Annotated in this window: 15 protein-coding genes; 5 read left to right on the top strand and 10 right to left on the bottom strand. The window is 62.0% G+C overall.

Annotated elements, in window-relative coordinates; translation table 11 throughout:
- Positions 1 to 17: 17 nt before the first annotated feature.
- Both AACH73_RS12940 and AACH73_RS12935 read left to right on the top strand, forming a co-directional pair.
- On the top strand, positions 18 to 653 hold the full coding sequence (locus AACH73_RS12940) for a TIGR02466 family protein (RefSeq protein ID WP_338736184.1): 636 nt from the start codon (positions 18 to 20) through the stop codon (positions 651 to 653).
- 4 nt (positions 654 to 657) lie between these two features.
- Entirely contained in the window at positions 658 to 1,692 is a 1,035-nt protein-coding gene (locus tag AACH73_RS12935; RefSeq protein ID WP_338736183.1) for an oxidoreductase, read from the top strand.
- A 77-nt stretch (positions 1,693 to 1,769) separates the two neighbouring features.
- On the opposite strand, the gene AACH73_RS12930 is transcribed toward AACH73_RS12935, so the two are convergent.
- The 4 genes from AACH73_RS12930 to AACH73_RS12915 all read right to left on the bottom strand — a co-directional run bounded on the left by AACH73_RS12930 (position 1,770) and on the right by AACH73_RS12915 (position 6,303).
- Positions 1,770 to 4,112 carry a TonB-dependent receptor gene (locus AACH73_RS12930; RefSeq protein WP_338736182.1) on the bottom strand — a complete coding sequence of 781 codons (2,343 nt, stop codon included), beginning with the start codon at positions 4,110 to 4,112 and terminating at the stop codon, positions 1,770 to 1,772.
- Between the two features lie 152 nt (positions 4,113 to 4,264).
- Positions 4,265 to 4,882: a DUF1134 domain-containing protein gene (locus tag AACH73_RS12925; RefSeq protein ID WP_338736181.1), complete on the bottom strand. Its 618-nt coding sequence runs from the start codon at positions 4,880 to 4,882 to the stop codon at positions 4,265 to 4,267.
- A 145-nt stretch (positions 4,883 to 5,027) separates the two neighbouring features.
- Positions 5,028 to 5,690, bottom strand: a complete 663-nt coding sequence (locus tag AACH73_RS12920; protein ID WP_338736180.1) for a hypothetical protein — start codon at positions 5,688 to 5,690, stop codon at positions 5,028 to 5,030.
- 271 nt (positions 5,691 to 5,961) lie between these two features.
- A complete protein-coding gene (locus tag AACH73_RS12915; protein ID WP_338736179.1) occupies positions 5,962 to 6,303 on the bottom strand; it encodes an MmcQ/YjbR family DNA-binding protein in 342 nt (113 codons plus the stop codon).
- 409 nt (positions 6,304 to 6,712) lie between these two features.
- Between AACH73_RS12915 and AACH73_RS12910 the strand changes: the two genes are divergently transcribed.
- Positions 6,713 to 7,960 (top strand): SGNH/GDSL hydrolase family protein, encoded by a 1,248-nt coding sequence (locus tag AACH73_RS12910; RefSeq protein ID WP_338736178.1) that lies wholly within the window; start codon positions 6,713 to 6,715, stop codon positions 7,958 to 7,960.
- 148 nt (positions 7,961 to 8,108) lie between these two features.
- Here AACH73_RS12910 and AACH73_RS12905 read toward each other — a convergent pair whose 3' ends face one another.
- On the bottom strand, positions 8,109 to 8,879 hold the full coding sequence (locus tag AACH73_RS12905) for a DUF695 domain-containing protein (RefSeq protein ID WP_338736177.1): 771 nt from the start codon (positions 8,877 to 8,879) through the stop codon (positions 8,109 to 8,111).
- A 128-nt stretch (positions 8,880 to 9,007) separates the two neighbouring features.
- On the opposite strand from AACH73_RS12905, the gene lepA reads away from it, so the two are divergent.
- Positions 9,008 to 10,810: a translation elongation factor 4 gene (lepA, locus tag AACH73_RS12900; protein ID WP_338736176.1), complete on the top strand. Its 1,803-nt coding sequence runs from the start codon at positions 9,008 to 9,010 to the stop codon at positions 10,808 to 10,810.
- A 33-nt stretch (positions 10,811 to 10,843) separates the two neighbouring features.
- On the opposite strand, the gene AACH73_RS12895 is transcribed toward lepA, so the two are convergent.
- Both AACH73_RS12895 and AACH73_RS12890 read right to left on the bottom strand, forming a co-directional pair.
- Complete coding sequence (locus tag AACH73_RS12895) at positions 10,844 to 11,230, bottom strand: hypothetical protein (protein ID WP_338736175.1); 387 nt, start codon at positions 11,228 to 11,230, stop codon at positions 10,844 to 10,846.
- A 139-nt stretch (positions 11,231 to 11,369) separates the two neighbouring features.
- Positions 11,370 to 11,792, bottom strand: a complete 423-nt coding sequence (locus AACH73_RS12890; protein ID WP_338736174.1) for a hypothetical protein — start codon at positions 11,790 to 11,792, stop codon at positions 11,370 to 11,372.
- A 117-nt stretch (positions 11,793 to 11,909) separates the two neighbouring features.
- On the opposite strand from AACH73_RS12890, the gene AACH73_RS12885 reads away from it, so the two are divergent.
- A complete protein-coding gene (locus AACH73_RS12885; RefSeq protein WP_338736173.1) occupies positions 11,910 to 12,251 on the top strand; it encodes a response regulator in 342 nt (113 codons plus the stop codon).
- A gap of 86 nt (positions 12,252 to 12,337) precedes the next feature.
- Here the strand turns inward: AACH73_RS12885 and AACH73_RS12880 are convergent, their stop codons facing one another.
- The 3 genes from AACH73_RS12880 to mnmD all read right to left on the bottom strand — a co-directional run bounded on the left by AACH73_RS12880 (position 12,338) and on the right by mnmD (position 15,008).
- Positions 12,338 to 12,733, bottom strand: a complete 396-nt coding sequence (locus tag AACH73_RS12880) for a DUF6491 family protein (protein WP_338736172.1) — start codon at positions 12,731 to 12,733, stop codon at positions 12,338 to 12,340.
- A 12-nt stretch (positions 12,734 to 12,745) separates the two neighbouring features.
- Positions 12,746 to 13,210: a DUF6491 family protein gene (locus tag AACH73_RS12875; protein ID WP_338736171.1), complete on the bottom strand. Its 465-nt coding sequence runs from the start codon at positions 13,208 to 13,210 to the stop codon at positions 12,746 to 12,748.
- 73 nt (positions 13,211 to 13,283) lie between these two features.
- A complete protein-coding gene (mnmD, locus tag AACH73_RS12870; protein ID WP_338736170.1) occupies positions 13,284 to 15,008 on the bottom strand; it encodes a tRNA (5-methylaminomethyl-2-thiouridine)(34)-methyltransferase MnmD in 1,725 nt (574 codons plus the stop codon).
- Positions 15,009 to 15,066 lie beyond the last annotated feature (58 nt).

The raw sequence follows: 15,066 nt of genomic DNA, 5'->3' as shown, positions 1-15,066 counted from the left end.
TTGGGCGAAAAGGCAGCATGAGCCAGCCCTACGCCTCCACCGTCACGCCTTTGTTCACCACCGAAATCTACCGGGCCGATCTGTCGGACCTGCCGGATTTCGCGGCCTATCTGGAGGAGATCGACGACACCTGCCGCGCCTTCGCCGATGAGGACGAGGCCGGGCAAAACTGGTCGCAGCAAAAGGGCTATCTCGGCTACACCTCCTATGGGTCACTGAACAACCTGCCCCTGCTGGCCAGCGCCTTTGAAGACCTCAAGGCGCATACCGACGCCCACGCCGCGCGCTTTGTCGAGATTCTGGAATACGACCTGCCCGCCGGGGCGCTGAAGCTCGACAATATGTGGATCAATATTCTCGAGCCCATGGGGCACCATTCGAACCACATCCACCCGCACAGCCTGATTTCCGGCACCTTCTACGTCAGCGTGCCCGATGGGGCCAGCGCGCTCAAATTCGAGGACCCGCGCCTGACCAGCTTCATGAATTCGCCGCCGCGCAAGGAAGGCGCCAAGCGCGAACATCAGCCCTTCGTTTATGAGGCACCCAAGTCCGGCACGATCCTGATGTGGGAAAGCTGGCTGCGCCATGAAGTGCCGATCAACCTGTCTGAAGATATCCGCATAAGCATCAGTTTTAACTACAGTTGGTGAGACGATGAACGCGCCGGTCAAGACGGCCTTAATCGGCTATGGTTATGCCGGAAAGACCTTCCATGCGCCGCTGATCCGGGCAGCGGCGGGCCTTAGACTCACCACCGTCGTGTCGTCGCGCCCCGCTGCGGTGCAGGCCGATCTGCCCGGCGTAACCGTCTGTGATTTCGAGGCCGCTCTGGCCGACCCAGCGATCGAACTGATGGTCGTGGCCACGCCCAATGATCTGCACGCGCCGCAGGCCATCGCCGCGCTCAAAGCGGGCAAGCACGTTGTCATCGACAAACCCTTCGCCCTCACCACCGAAGAAGCCGAAACCGTGCTGGCGGCAGCGCAGGCGGCGAACCGGCTGGCGACCGTCTTTCATAACCGCCGCTGGGACGGCGATTTTCTGACCGTGAAGCACCTGATCGAAACGGGGGCCCTGGGCGAGATCAGTCTGTTTATCTCGCGCTTTGACCGCTTTCGCCCGGCCTTGCGCCACCGCTGGCGGGAGCAGGCCTTGCCGGGGTCAGGCCTGTGGTACGATCTGGGGGCGCATCTGGTCGATCAGGCCCTGTGCCTGTTTGGCGCGCCCAATGCCATCGCGCTCGATCTGGCGCAGCAGCGCGACGGCTCGGTGGTCGATGACTATTTCCATGCCACCCTGTTCTACGGCGCACGCCGCGTGCGCTTGCAGGCCAGCGCCCTCACGCCCGCGCCGGGACCGCGCTTTGAAATTCATGGCCGGCTGGGCAGCTACGTCAAATACGGCCTCGACACGCAGGAAGAGACCTTAAAGGCCGGACAGCCGGTCGGCGGCGAGGGCTGGGGCATGGACCGCGACGGCGTGCTGACGCCGGTGTCGGGTGCCGATCCCCTGCCCCCGGTGGCGCAGGCGACTTTACCGGGACGCTATCCGGCCTTTTACGAGGGGATGGCGCAGGCCATTCGCGGCTCCGGCCCCCTGCCCGTCCCCGCCGCACAGGCGCTCGACGTCATGCGCCTGCTCGATCTGGGCCGCCAGAGCGCCGAAACGGGACAGACTCTTTCCCTATAAAAAAATCCGCTCCGGTGGGGTCACCGGAGCGGTAGTTTGTATCCGGGCCGCAGCAGAGGCCCGGAGGTCTTCCAAATTTAGAAGCGCTTACGGACCGTGACGAAGGCCTGACGCGGGGCGCCCGGCAGCAGGGTCATGGTCGTGCCGGCGGTGTCGCGGTTGACGAAGCCACCCGAACCCACGGTCGAGATATAGTTTTCGTCGGTCAGGTTGGTGACGTTCAATTGCACGTCGATATTGGCCGGGAAGCGATAGCCCAGCGTCGCATCGACCGTGGTGAAGCCTTCGACCTTACCGCCGATGTTTTCGTAGGTGTAGTAACGGTCGCCCGTGTACTTGGCACCGGCCGTGGCGAACAGGGTACCGTTGTCGAAGCTCAGGTCGGCGCTCAGCATGTGCTTGGGCGTATTGACGACGGACTTGTCCTTGGTCTGATAGGTTACGCCATTGCTGGTGTAGTTATCGGCGTACTTGGAGTCGTTGTAGCTATAGGACGACGACAGACGCAGGCTGTCGGTGAAGCGCCAAGTGCCGCCCAGTTCGACGCCGTTGGTCTTCACCGAACCGACGTTCGACAGGACCGAGGCGTTGCCGAGAATCGAAGCGCCCTGCTGGATGGCCAGCAGACGGTCCGAGAAATCGACGTGATAGACCGCTGCGACGCCGCGGAAGTTGCTGAGGTTGAGGCGCAGACCGCCTTCAAACGTCTTCGAGCTTTCCGGCTTCAGGTTCTGGCTGACATAGTTGACGATGGTCTGCGACTGCGAGCCGAAGGGGCCCGAGGTCGCCGCCGACACGTAGGCAGCCATGTTTTCCGAGTAGGAGCCGAACAGTTCGACTTCCGGCAGGGCCTTGAAGACGATACCGGCCTGCGGCAGGAAGCTGTCGTCCGACTTGATCTCGCCCGACAGGGCGCTGCCCGTGACGGTCGAGACCGAGTTTTCCACCTTCATCGCCTTGAAGCCGTAGTTCAGCTTCAGACGCTCGCTGAGGGTCCACACGTCCTGCACATAGCCGACCGTGGTCTTGGTGTTGAACTTGTATTCCCACGAGGTCTTGAAGGGGTTCGACTGGAAGCCCAGCGAATCGCGCGACGGGGCGTTCAGGGTTTCGCCATAGAAGCGGCGAGCCTGAGAGAAGTCGTTGTCTTCGACCCACAGACCGGCGGTCACCTGGTGCGCGCCGAGATCAAAGTTCACCGCGCCAAAGGCGCCGGTACGGTCGATGTCGTATTCCGTGGTGCGGATCGACAGCGGCGCATTATTGGTGGTTGCACCGGCCGTGCCGAAGTTCGGCGAAACGGTGTAGGGGGTGACCCACAGGCCCTGACCCTTGTTGGTGTGGTTATAGATGGTGCCAGACACCTTGATCATGTCGTTGATCGGGGTCTCGTAGCTGAGCGCCATCAGGTCGTCATCGCGCACGCCCGCGCCGTAATAGTAGGCGTCGTCCGGATTGGCGACACCATAGCCGGCGTAGGGGTTGACGCCCTTGCCGGTCCAGTAGCCCGAGCTGGGGTCAAGCTGACCGGAGACGTAGAGGGCCGGATTGTTGAGGGTGGTGGCCACGCCGATAGCGGCGGCATAGTTCGGCTGGAAGTTATCCCAGTCGCGGCCCAGACGTCCGATCATTTCGAACGACATGTCCTGATAGTCCTGCTCGCGGCGTTCGGAGTGGTTGATGAAGCCGGTCAGTTCACCTTCGCCCAGCGGCAGCACGGCCTTAGCGCTGATCTGCTGCTGCTTTTGCTCGCCGCCGCCCTTCCACTTGTCGGACTTCTGATCGGCGACCGAGACGAAGGCGCGCAGGCCACCGAGGCTTTCGAGCGTGCCGGTTTCGAAGCGGCCATAGAGGCGATGCATCGAGTCCGAACCGATCGTGCCGGCCAGTTCACCGCCCATGTCCTGCGCCGGGTTGCGCGAGAAGAATTGCAGCGTGCCGCCGAGGTTGGAGGTAGAGGCGGTCGAAAGCGCACCGGCACCCTGCATCAGGTCCACGCGGCCGACGTCTTCGGAGATGATGGCGCGCGAAATGTGCAGGCCGTTGTGGTTGCCATAGGACATGTCGCCCAGCGGCACGCCGTCCAGCGTAAAGCCGAGCTGGTTCTGGTTGAAACCCCGCAGCGTGATGCGGGTGGACCATTCATAGGCCCCGAAGGCGTCGGCCGACTGGAAGGACACGCCCGGCAGCTTGTCGATGGCCTTCAGCGGCGAGGTGCCGGCGGCTTCGAGCGACAGTTCGCTGCCCTTCAGCGTCTGAAGCTGACGGCTCTGGCCCTGACCATAGACGATGACTTCGGTGATCTCTTCGGCCGGAGCCGCGGCGGTGGCGGCCTCCGCCTTGGGCGCTTCCGCCGCCATAACCGGCGCGGCAGCAAACAGAAGAGCCAGGGCAGTCCCGGCTTGCAGATAGGTTTTCATACTCAAATCCCCGATGGGCGTCCACACGACGCCACTGGGGAAACGCTGCTACTCGGGCTTCATGACACCCGCTTAACCAAACGGCGACATGGCCGTGTCAGCCATATCGCCGTTTTGTGACGGGGATTTTCCGCAACAGTGGGACAGGCGGCCTAAGCCGGGAACCACTTGCGCGACTTGGAATAGGCCAGATAGCCGATATTGGCCCCCAGACGGAAACCAACGCCGGCGCGGATCGGCGCCACTATGGTGTCATCAGACCGCTGATAATTGACCCCCAGCCCGCCGATGAAATAGGCCGACCCATCGACGCCGGGGAAGCGCTGATAAATTTTCTCGACGTCATAAAGGCCATAGACCAGCGAGAAGACGCGCGACGCGTTGCCGCCGGTATCGAAACCGACCGAGGGACCGCGCCAGAAGATTTTTTCCGGGCTGGGCAAGGCCTTCATATGGACCAGCCCCTTGCCATAGCGCAGGCCGACGGCGATGGCACCGGACACTTCTTCACCGGCGATATAGGCGGTCGGGCGGTCGCCATAGTCGGAGAAGATTTTTTCGATGGCCCCGCCCAGCGCTTCGACCGTCACGCCGAGGAAGTCGGACCCGGCGCGCAGGATTTCATCGCGCTGATAGCCTTCGGCGGTGCGGCTCTGGGAAGCGGATGAAGACGATGCGGCACCGGTCTGGGCCAGGGCCTGAAGCGGCGAGGAGATCAGCGGGGTGGCGGCCGTAGCGGCGGCTCCCATCAGAAAATGGCGGCGTTCCATGACGCAAGAGACTCCGTCGAGAATAAGCGTAAGGCTTTTATTAACCCTGAAGGGGTGACCAAATCCTTACCGTGGGCTTCAGTCATGGTTCATGTGTCGCAGTCGGAGGTGTCTGAAATAGGGCTGCCCCCCGCGCCTGTGAGGCTCAATCGTCCCAGCCCTGACGGCATTTCTTCTTGCCGGAGACCATATCGCGTAACCCCGGATAGGCCCCGCGCCCTTCGCGGTACTTCTGCCATTCGCGTTCGCGGGCCGCTAGACAGAGTTGGGTGGGGCGGGTTTCCGGCGGTTTGAGCGGCAGCACCGCCTCTTTGGGCGGGCTGACGGGGCAGTCCTTGTCCATCGGACGGCCCTCATTGCGCTGCTGGATGCAGAATTGCCGCTTGTTCAGGGCGCGGGTCGCCGCGGCGCGACCCGCATCAGCCCCTTCGGCATAGGCGCGCGGCGTGACGCCGGTGCCGGTTTCGGTTTCGGTGGCTGCGGCCAGTGCGGACGGCTTCTCAATGATGGATGGCGGGGTCTGAGTCTCAGGCGGGCGCGGTAAGGGCTGCGTGGGCGTGGGTAACGAACGGGGCGGCGTGGGTTCGGTCGGCGTCGGGGCGGGGGCGGCCTCGGCTTGCGGTTCAACCCGCGCAATGACCGGCATCGGCGATACCTCGATCTCTACCGGCGGCGACTCTGGCGCAGAGGGCGCGGGCGTCAGCCACACCACCAGAAGACCGGCCAGCGCGTGCAGGGCCAAAGCCACCGCTACCGCCCAGCCCCACCGTTCCGCGCGGTCGTGTCCCCTGCCCTGATGATGTCCCATGCCACCACTGATCACGCCCGGATGTCGGCATTACGGCCTCAGTGGGGCGGCAATGCGCGCTTTCACGTCAAGGTGTACATCTGACAGCGAAAAAAGGCGTACACTGGGCTCGTTGTATCGAAAGGAGGTGAGCCAAGATGCGCGCCTTTAAGATCAACCCCGACGACCTGATGGACAAGATATTTCCAATGGTCATTGCCGGGGCCATGCTGGCGGCCTTTGTCGCCGCCCTAATCTCCGCCTTCTGAAACGTCCGGGCTCTGAGCGCCTATCACGCGCCCTCATCCCAGGCTTTCAGCGTGCGTTTCTTCACCTGTGCGCGCCACACCCGGTCGATATTGGCCTTCACCCAGTCCTCATCGACGCGGTCGGGGCGCGCCAGTATAACGGGCCACGGCCGATGATGGTCCGTGGTAAAAAACGTGTCCGGATCGACCTCCAGCAAAAAGTCGCGTTCCTCAAAAGGGACCTTGAACACGGGCGCGTCATAGGTCGGATTCCAGAAGACGATCACCTTGCCATTAACCTTGAACGACCGCGCGTCCCAGGACGTCGTTTCTTCGGTGTCCGGATAGGCCAGAATGATCTCTTTCAACCGTTCGAATGTCAGCATATCGCCCCTCCCACCTTCAGGATCACGAAGCTTAACAGCTTTTGCCGCGATTGCTTACCGGATGTGATGAGGCTGCGACACATCGACCCCTAAACTTTTTCGCAGTCGCAACATATATAGTCGTCGTCAACACAAGGAGAGTATCAGATGACCCTGATCAAGTTGAGCGACACGTTCGGTATGGTTGGAAATCTGCTGTTTGCCGGTATCCTTCCCATGGCCGCTTTGATTGCCGCGGCCAGCCTGCTGTAAGCTGCGTTTTGATGTCTATGAAAAAGGACGGCGGATCATCGGATCGCGCCGTCTTTTTCGTTTAAGGACCTGAACCGATAAGTCGCACCGGTGCATTGACACGCCGGTCAGGCCGGTGATGATGGCCGCATAAGACAAAAGGCTACAGGAGCGAAACATGACCGCCATTGACCGCCGTGCCCTGCTGGGCGGGATCGCCGCCGGTGCAGGGCTTGTCAGCCTGCCCGCCTCTGCGGCGGCGGCGGGGACGGCGTGGGTCGGGGCCTGGGCCTCGGCGCAGATGGTCCCCAATCCCGACACCACCCTGCCGCCGGACATCGCCTCGGATGTGACCCTCCGTCAGATCGTGCGCCTGACGCAGGGCGGGAAGCAGTTTCGTGTGCGGCTGTCCAATGTGTTCGGCACCAAACCGCTGAAGATCGGCGCGGCCCATGCGGCGATTTCGGCGGATCAGATGACCTCGCGCATCGACACGACCAATGCACGCGGCCTGACCTTTGGTGGGCGCACGGCGATCACTATCCCTGCCGGAGCGGAGTATGTGTCCGACCCTGTGGTCATGACCGTCAAACCCTTCACCGACCTGACCCTGTCGCTGTACCTGCCCGAAGCCGCCTCACCCCAGACCAGCCACCCCGGCGCGCGCATGGTCTCCTACTTCGCCAAAGGCAACCGCGTGGCCGAGGCGTCTTTGGACGGTGCGAAGACCATGGAGCGCTGGTTCCATGTTTCGGGCGTCGATGTGTGGACCGGACAGGGCGCGGCGTCGATTGTGGCCTTAGGCGACTCCATCACCGACGGCTATGGCGTCAAGCCGGGAATGAATGCGCGCTGGACCGATCAACTGGCGCGGCGGCTTCAGGCCGATCCGCGCACGCGGCACCTGTCGGTGCTCAATGCCGGCATTGGCGGCGGGCGCATCCTCAACGACGGCTCAGGCCCCAACGCCATGGCGCGGTTTGAACGCGATGTGCTGAGTCAGACGGGGGTGAAGTATCTGGTCATCCTCGAAGGGGTCAACGACCTCGGCACCCTGACCAAGGACGCACCCGTGAGCGCCGCCGCCCATGCGCAAGGGGTCGAGGATATGATCACCGCCTATCAGCAGATGATCCGCCGGGCGCGGGAACGCGGCATCAAAGTCATCGGCGCGACCATCCTGCCCTTTATGGGCTTTTCGCTCTATCACCCCGATGCGCAGACCGAAGCCGACCGTCAGGCGGTCAATCGCTGGATACGCACCTCAGGGGCGTTTGATGCGGTGATCGACTTCGACAAGCTGATGGCTGACCCGGCGGACCCGACGCGCCTCAAGCCCGACTACGATTCCGGCGACCATATCCACCCGTCGATAGCGGGCTATAAGGTGATGGGCGATGCGGTGGATTTGAGGGTGTTTCGATAAGTGAGGCTGTTACCCAATCGGAATTCGAGCACTGTCTGGAACAAGAAGTAGGTCCAACCTGTGACGCTGTAATGGCCGATCCTTCACAGTGTATCTCGATCCAGAAAGCCTTCGCTGAATTACGGCAGAAGAAAGGGCTTAAGCACTCTTAGGCTTTTGTAACTTCGCACCCCCAACCGTCATACTCGCCATTATGCACGGCTACCAGAGACAGGATTTCAGCCGTTACATCGTTTATGTGCTCTGGTGCGTCCGGCCTGCGGAAATCAACGTAAATAGCCGCCTCCTCCTGCTGGTGATTAGACGTCTCGATAGCGAAGCCCAAGGCTTTGATACCCGTTGTGAAGGCTTCCGCGTCTGTCCGTGTTTCGAAATAGGCGCGATGATCCACTTTACGGGGTATGGTCAGGTCATCGCCATGAGTTTCTAATGATTCCAGAACACGGCGGTTCATCATGCCCTGACGATTGTTACGTGAAGGATAGAGAAATTCCTTGTATATAGACCATTTTTCATCGTGGCGCCGGTTGACTTCGTAGGCATAAGTCGCAAATGCCTTCATGGCCACATTCACAGATTTAGAAAAAGAATTGAAATCTTTGGCATAAAAGACGAAATCACGACGACCATCAGTCGTTATGCGGCCTACATAGACCGCTTTGTTCCCGACCTGCTTTTCGAGCGTATCCTCGATGTGATTCAGCGTTTCGTATTCGTCCTGACTGGATAGTCCATCTGCCTGCGGATTTTGCATCGTCAGATGCAGCGTGCATAGCAACGAAAAACCGGGCAAGGGTACATGTGCCTTTCGGCCCATGTCCACAAAAATAGAAGCCAGTTTGTCATCCAGCCTCAAAAAATAGAAATCCCAATCGTCAGTTTTCGTGATCTTACCTGCGAAATTCAAAAACCAGGACATAATTCCCCTCCCTGTTATGACCTGACCCTATGACCGGCGAGCATTCCTCTCAATGAATAAATTTCCGGGTGCAGGGGCCGTGCCCCTGCCCCCTTCCCCTTAAGGGCGCATCATGCTATCGCCCCCGCATGACCGAACTGTCCCAAATTCGTAACTTTTCCATCGTCGCCCATATCGACCACGGCAAGTCCACCCTGTCCGATCGCCTGATTCAGTTCACCGGCGGCCTCACCGCGCGTGAGATGAAGGAGCAGGTGCTCGACAATATGGAGATCGAGCGCGAGCGCGGCATCACCATCAAGGCGCAGACGGTGCGCCTGAATTACAAGGCCAAGGACGGCAAGGATTACGTCCTGAACCTGATGGACACGCCGGGTCACGTCGATTTCGCCTATGAGGTGTCGCGGTCTCTGGCGGCCTGCGAAGGCTCGATTCTGGTGGTCGATGCGTCGCAGGGCGTTGAGGCCCAGACGCTCGCCAATGTCTATCAGGCCATCGACAACAATCACGAAATCGTCCCTGTCCTGAACAAGGTCGATCTGCCCGCCGCCGAGCCGGAGCGCGTGCGCGCCCAGATCGAGGACGTGATCGGCATTGACGCCTCTGAGGCCGTGCTGGCTTCGGCCAAGTCGGGCATCGGCATCGAGGACGTGCTGGAAGCCATTGTCACCAAGCTGCCCGCGCCCAAGGGCGACCCCACGGCGCCGCTGAAGGCGCTGCTGGTCGATGCCTGGTACGACCCCTATCTGGGCGTCGTCGTGCTGGTGCGCGTGTTTGACGGCTTCCTCAAGCCCGGTCAGCAGATCAAGTTGATGAACGCCGGCGCCACCTACAAGATCGACAAGCTGGGCGTGTTTCAGCCCAAGGCCACCGATGTCGAGGCGCTGGGCCCCGGCGAAGTCGGCTTCTTCACGGCGCAGATCAAGGAAGTGCAGGACGCCGCCGTCGGCGACACCATCACCGATGAGCGCAAGCCGACCTCACAGGCCCTGACGGGCTTCAAGGAAGTGCAGCCGGTCGTCTTCTGCGGCATCTTCCCGGTCGATGCGGCGGACTTCGAAGACCTGCGCTCGGCGATGGGCAAGCTGCGCCTGAACGATGCCAGCTTCTCCTATGAGATGGAGACGTCTGCGGCGCTGGGCTTCGGCTTCCGCTGCGGGTTCCTGGGGCTGTTGCACCTTGAGATTATTCAGGAGCGCCTGAGCCGCGAGTTCAATCTCGACCTGATCGCTACCGCGCCGAGCGTCGTCTATAAGATCTATATGAACAATGGCGACGTGATCGACCTGCACAATCCGGCCGACATGCCGGACCCGGTGAAGATCGACCATATCGAGGAGCCGTGGATCAAGGCGACCATCTTCACGCCGGACGACTATCTGGGCGCGGTGATCAAGCTGTGTCAGGACCGCCGCGGCATCCAGACCGACCTCTCCTATGTCGGTGCGCGCGCCATGGCCGTCTATGAGCTGCCGCTAAACGAGGTGGTGTTCGACTTCTACGACCGCCTGAAGTCGATCTCGAAGGGCTATGCCTCGTTCGACTACACGATCGAGGAATACCGCGAAGGCGACCTCGTGAAAATGTCGATCCTCGTCAATGCCGAGCCGGTGGACGCCCTGTCCATGCTGGTGCACCGCGACCGCGCCGAACAGCGCGGCCGGGGCATGTGCGAAAAGATGAAAGACCTCATCCCGCAGCACCTGTTCGTCATCCCCATTCAGGCGGCCATCGGCGGGCGCATCATCGCACGCGAAACCGTGCGCGCCCTGCGCAAGGACGTGACGGCCAAGTGTTACGGCGGCGACGCCACGCGCAAGAAGAAGCTGCTGGAGAAGCAGAAAGAGGGCAAGAAAAAGATGCGGCAGTTCGGCAAGGTCGAAATCCCGCAGGAAGCCTTCATCGCCGCGCTCAAGATGGACAATGACTGATGAAAAAAGCCCGGATCGCTCCGGGCTTTTTGATTATCGTTCCAGCGGAGTCACTTCCATAAGCGGCGGCGGCGAGTACAGACCCTGATAGGTCACGGTGCAGGTCCGCACGCTGGCCATGCTGGTGCCGTATACCACCTGTGCCGTACCGCCGTGGCCCAGAGAGACCTTCTGTTCCGTCATGCGGACGTGCACAAACGGCGCGTCGCTCAGCCCCGTGCAGGCCTTCGCTCCGCTAAAGCGGTGCGCACCGTCCAGCGAATTGATCAGCAGGTCATCACCGATCACCTCAACAATCCCGATCACGTCCTGCGGAGGGACGGCGACCCTGATGTCGGGTTTCGGCGACGGTTCCGCCAGAGCGCCGCCGGCAAACGACGCCCCCGCCATAAGCGCGCCTATAAGCCTCAGTCGAGACATGCTATCCCCCTTATCTCTTGGAGCGCATTCCGAAAAGTATGCCACGGTTTTGGCTTCGCCGAACTCCGTTTCGGACTCAAATGCGCGACAAAACAAAATGTTAGAGCGGAATTTCGATTCAAACTGAACGCAATGCGTTCTAACGATCCGTGCGTTGATATTTCTGCTTGCGCAGCGTCTTGACCTCTTCGGCGCTGACCGGCGTTACCGACTGCACGAAACAGGGCGTCTTGAACCCGCCGCCGCCGCTTTGACGCACCGAAAGCTGCACATCGAGCGGGTCGCAGATCTGCACCGTGCCACGGTACTCAAACACCAGAACATCGTAAGGCGTCAGGCGACAGCCATCCACCTTGATCAGCACACCGCCGCGTCCGGCCCCTTCGGCCAGCACCGTCTCCTGATCGAGGACCGTGGTGTCCATCCCCGGCCCGGTGACGCAGCGCGGCGGCGCTTTTTTGGTGTTTTCGGCCTGAGACGTCAGGGGCATCAGTGCCAGCGCCGTCAAGCCGCCCGCTATGCCCAGCGCCGCCCACAAGGCTTTTCCATGGATACGCAACATCTGTCTCTCCTCAAGATCGGTCGGGCCGGCGAATTTCCGCTCACCCATCCGGATTTTCAAAACTATTTAACCAGAACGGCGTAATCTGAAAGCACGCAAATGCCAGTGAGCCTGCCCATGACACCCAGCGTACTCATCATCGAAGACAGCCTGACTCAGGCCCACCTGATCGGGCGTCTATTTGAACGGGCCGGTTTCCGCTCGGGCGTCGCGACGGACCGCGCGACGGCGCTGAAAGAATTGAACCGTCAGACGTGGGCCTTGCTGGCTATCGACATCTTCATGGCCGAAGAGAATTCGCTGGACCATCTCGACACCTACCGTCAGGCGGCCCCCAACACGCCGATTGCGGTAATGACCGCCATTCGTAAGGGGGGTCCCACAGGCGGCCAGCCAATCGCACAATGCCGCCCGCCGCGCCAAGGTGGACTTTATCCTGCCCAAGCCCTTTCAGTTTGACGACATCCGGCAGGTCTGCGCCGAAGTGATTCAGCGCCGGGACAATCCGAACCCCGGTCAGGTCCTCTATCTCTGATCCTTTCCGCTCACTGGTATTTTTTTGCCTCTTCCTTGGTCAGCGGCGTCACCGACTCGACCAGACAACGCACGGGGGCCTCGTCAAAGCGCGAATAGAGAATCTTCACGTCGCGCCGGTCGCAGATCTGCGTGCCCCCGAAGAATTCAAAGCCGATCTTGTCCAGATCGTCGAGATTCTGACAGGGGGCCGAAAGCTTCAGCAGGGCTGACCGCCCGAAACCGTCTTCGATCAGGACGGTCGTCTTGTTGACCACCATTTTGCGATTGAGTTGGCTGGCGTCGATACATTTCGGCTTGCCATCCGGCCCGGGTGTGTCTTCCGGTGCCGCCGAGGCCAGGCTCAAGGCCCCCAGTCCGCTCGCCACAACGACGGCCACAGCCGCCAGTTTCACCACGGTTTTCATTTCTCTACCCTCTTATGTCCCTTCTCCGGCCCTGTTTTCTGCCGTCCGGGGCGTCACGCCTTCGATACGGTCGGCCTCGTCCTTGGTTATCGGCTTGACATCGGTGATATTGCAGCGCGTCAGCCGGCCCGAACCCGGCTCCGAATAGAGGATTTCGGCATCAAAGCCACCGCACACCTGGATCGACCCGCCGCGTGTGCGCACACCGATGCGAAACGCGTCTTCGATGCCCATGCAGGCCCCGCTGAGTTCCAGCCGATAGTGCTGGTGCCCGTAGGTTTCGATGACCATGGTGCGCGAATCTATCGGATTGAAGCGGTCGATATCTTCGCTGCGGAAGCATTTGCGCATGTCTTTTTGCGCCTTCGGGGCCTCCCGCTCCGGCGGAGCCGAAGATTGCTGAGCCTGAGCCGGAAGCAGGCTGAGGGTCGTCAGTCCGGCAGCGGCCAGCGCCGCGACAGTCATCAGAGTCTTCATCGCATCATTCCTTGGTCAGGATCGCACTCACGGTGCCAGTTCCTCCCCGATGAGGCGAGCGGAATCGGGCCATTTAATGACTATGAACAGCCTGTAATCTTTCCGGGCGCAACCGATGCGCGGATGCCACAGTCAGCGGTGACGGCACCCCCAGCGCCTGCGCCGCCGCCGCCATGCCGAGCAGCGGCCCCAGACACAGGCCGCGCGCCCCCAGACCGGTCAGGATGGCCACACCCGGTGCCACCTGTCCCATCACCGGCAGGTGGTCGCGGGTCGTCACGCGCACGGCGGCGCGCGACACCGAAGCGTCCTCGGCCACCGCTGCCGCTGCGGGCAAGACGGCGCGCAGGGTGTCGAGATTGTGCGCGCGCTCTGCTTCGCGGGGCTCAACGCCCCTGTCGCCGCGAATATGGGTCGAGCCGAAGACGAAACCGTCCGGCAGCGGCACATAATAGCCGCCCCAGGCCTGCGGTCGGGCGTCCGGTGGCGGGGCGCTGGCGGTTTCGATCTGCCCACGCACCGGCCGCAGATCGAGCGCCTCAGCGAACGGCAGGTCGAAAATCCCGTCCCCGCAGGCGAGGAAGACGTGATCGAAAAGGTGAACCGCGCGGTCGGTGACGACGCGCACCGGCACCCCCGGCTCCACGCGCACAACGGTCTCGGCAATCACCGGTGCGTCGCCCCGCAGCGCCCGGACCACCTCTGGCGGCCGCACCGATAAGGCGCGCGTCATGCGGAGGCCGGCCTCATCTGCCGCCATATCGCCCGGCGCATAGTCCGGCTGAGCGGCGATTTTGGCAAAGCGCGCGGCATCGCGCGCGTCGGCGCACCGTTGCTGCACCCCCTGCGCCAGCACGGCTTCGGGGCACAGGCGCGCATAGAGGTCCGTCGCCGCATAGAGCGCATCGGCAAACAGGGCGCTGATCGTCCCGCCCCCGGCATCCAGCCGCGGCGTGACCAGTCCCGCCGGATTGCCCGACGCGTGCGGCCCGATATCGAAAACGGTGGCCTGATGGCCGTAATGGCGAAGGGCATGGACGATCGAAGCCCCGGCGATGCCCCCGCCGATCACGGCCATGCGCTCAGGCGCGAAAGGGGCTTCGACCGCCCCCGCAAAGACCGCCTCCAGCCGCTCGCGCTTGCGCCCGAAACCGGGGCGTTTCGACACCTCGAACCCGGCGGCCTGAAGCCCCCGCCGCACGAAGCCCGCCACGGTGAAGGTGGCCAGCCGGGCCCCCGGCGCGCTGTGCGCCGCCACGGCCTTTAGCACGTCATCGGCCCACATGTCGGGGTTCTGCGCCGGAGAAAACCCGTCGAGGAGCCAGGCATCGGCCTTGCCCTCCCACTGGTTGAGCGCATCGCGCACATCCCTAAGCGCCAGGGTGAGGGTCACGCCCCATTCGGGGAAGGTCATCAGATGAAAGCCGCGCCGTTGCGGCGGCCAGCGCGCGATAATCGCTTCGGCAAAGGGCGCCAGTTCCGGCCAACTGGCCAATGCACGAGCCGCCGCCTCACGTGGCATCAGATAAGCTTCGACGGAAAAGAGGTGCAGATGCCCCTGCGGCGGACGATGAGCCGCCCAGAGCTGCATCAGGGCGGCGATATTAAGCCCGGTACCAAAACCCAGTTCGGCGACGGTATAGTGACGCCGCCCCTCCCAGCCCTGCGGCAGGCCGCAACCGTTCAGGAATACCGCCCGCGTTTCTGACAGGCCGTCCTGCAACGAATAATAGATGTCGTCAAAACGGGCCGAGCGCGGATTGCCGTCTTCGGCGAAATAGAGTTGAGGATCGGTCATCGGGCTCACGCACAAAAAAGAAGAGGCCGTTCCCGGGAACGACCTCTTCCAAACTCTT

The sequence above is a fragment of the Asticcacaulis sp. DW145 genome (assembly GCF_037101385.1).
GTDB lineage: Bacteria > Pseudomonadota > Alphaproteobacteria > Caulobacterales > Caulobacteraceae > Asticcacaulis > Asticcacaulis currens.
Note: the sequence above shows the minus strand (reverse complement) of the source record. Positions and strands in the feature narration are given on the sequence as shown.

Excerpts from the sequence above, each read along its gene's own strand:
- mnmD (WP_338736170.1), bottom strand. The coding sequence starts at position 15,008 with ATGACCGATCCTCAACTCTATTTCGCCGAAGACGGCAATCCGCGCTCG.
- AACH73_RS12915 (WP_338736179.1), bottom strand. The coding sequence starts at position 6,303 with ATGCTGACATTCGAACGGTTGAAAGAGATCATTCTGGCCTATCCGGAC.
- AACH73_RS12910 (WP_338736178.1), top strand. The coding sequence starts at position 6,713 with ATGACCGCCATTGACCGCCGTGCCCTGCTGGGCGGGATCGCCGCCGGT.
- AACH73_RS12895 (WP_338736175.1), bottom strand. The coding sequence starts at position 11,230 with ATGTCTCGACTGAGGCTTATAGGCGCGCTTATGGCGGGGGCGTCGTTT.
- AACH73_RS12890 (WP_338736174.1), bottom strand. The coding sequence starts at position 11,792 with ATGTTGCGTATCCATGGAAAAGCCTTGTGGGCGGCGCTGGGCATAGCG.
- AACH73_RS12935 (WP_338736183.1), top strand. The coding sequence starts at position 658 with ATGAACGCGCCGGTCAAGACGGCCTTAATCGGCTATGGTTATGCCGGA.
- lepA (WP_338736176.1), top strand. The coding sequence starts at position 9,008 with ATGACCGAACTGTCCCAAATTCGTAACTTTTCCATCGTCGCCCATATC.
- AACH73_RS12920 (WP_338736180.1), bottom strand. The coding sequence starts at position 5,690 with ATGGGACATCATCAGGGCAGGGGACACGACCGCGCGGAACGGTGGGGC.
- AACH73_RS12925 (WP_338736181.1), bottom strand. The coding sequence starts at position 4,882 with ATGGAACGCCGCCATTTTCTGATGGGAGCCGCCGCTACGGCCGCCACC.
- AACH73_RS12940 (WP_338736184.1), top strand. The coding sequence starts at position 18 with ATGAGCCAGCCCTACGCCTCCACCGTCACGCCTTTGTTCACCACCGAA.
- AACH73_RS12875 (WP_338736171.1), bottom strand. The coding sequence starts at position 13,210 with ATGAAGACTCTGATGACTGTCGCGGCGCTGGCCGCTGCCGGACTGACG.
- AACH73_RS12885 (WP_338736173.1), top strand. The coding sequence starts at position 11,910 with ATGACACCCAGCGTACTCATCATCGAAGACAGCCTGACTCAGGCCCAC.
- AACH73_RS12905 (WP_338736177.1), bottom strand. The coding sequence starts at position 8,879 with ATGTCCTGGTTTTTGAATTTCGCAGGTAAGATCACGAAAACTGACGAT.
- AACH73_RS12880 (WP_338736172.1), bottom strand. The coding sequence starts at position 12,733 with ATGAAAACCGTGGTGAAACTGGCGGCTGTGGCCGTCGTTGTGGCGAGC.
- AACH73_RS12930 (WP_338736182.1), bottom strand. The coding sequence starts at position 4,112 with ATGAAAACCTATCTGCAAGCCGGGACTGCCCTGGCTCTTCTGTTTGCT.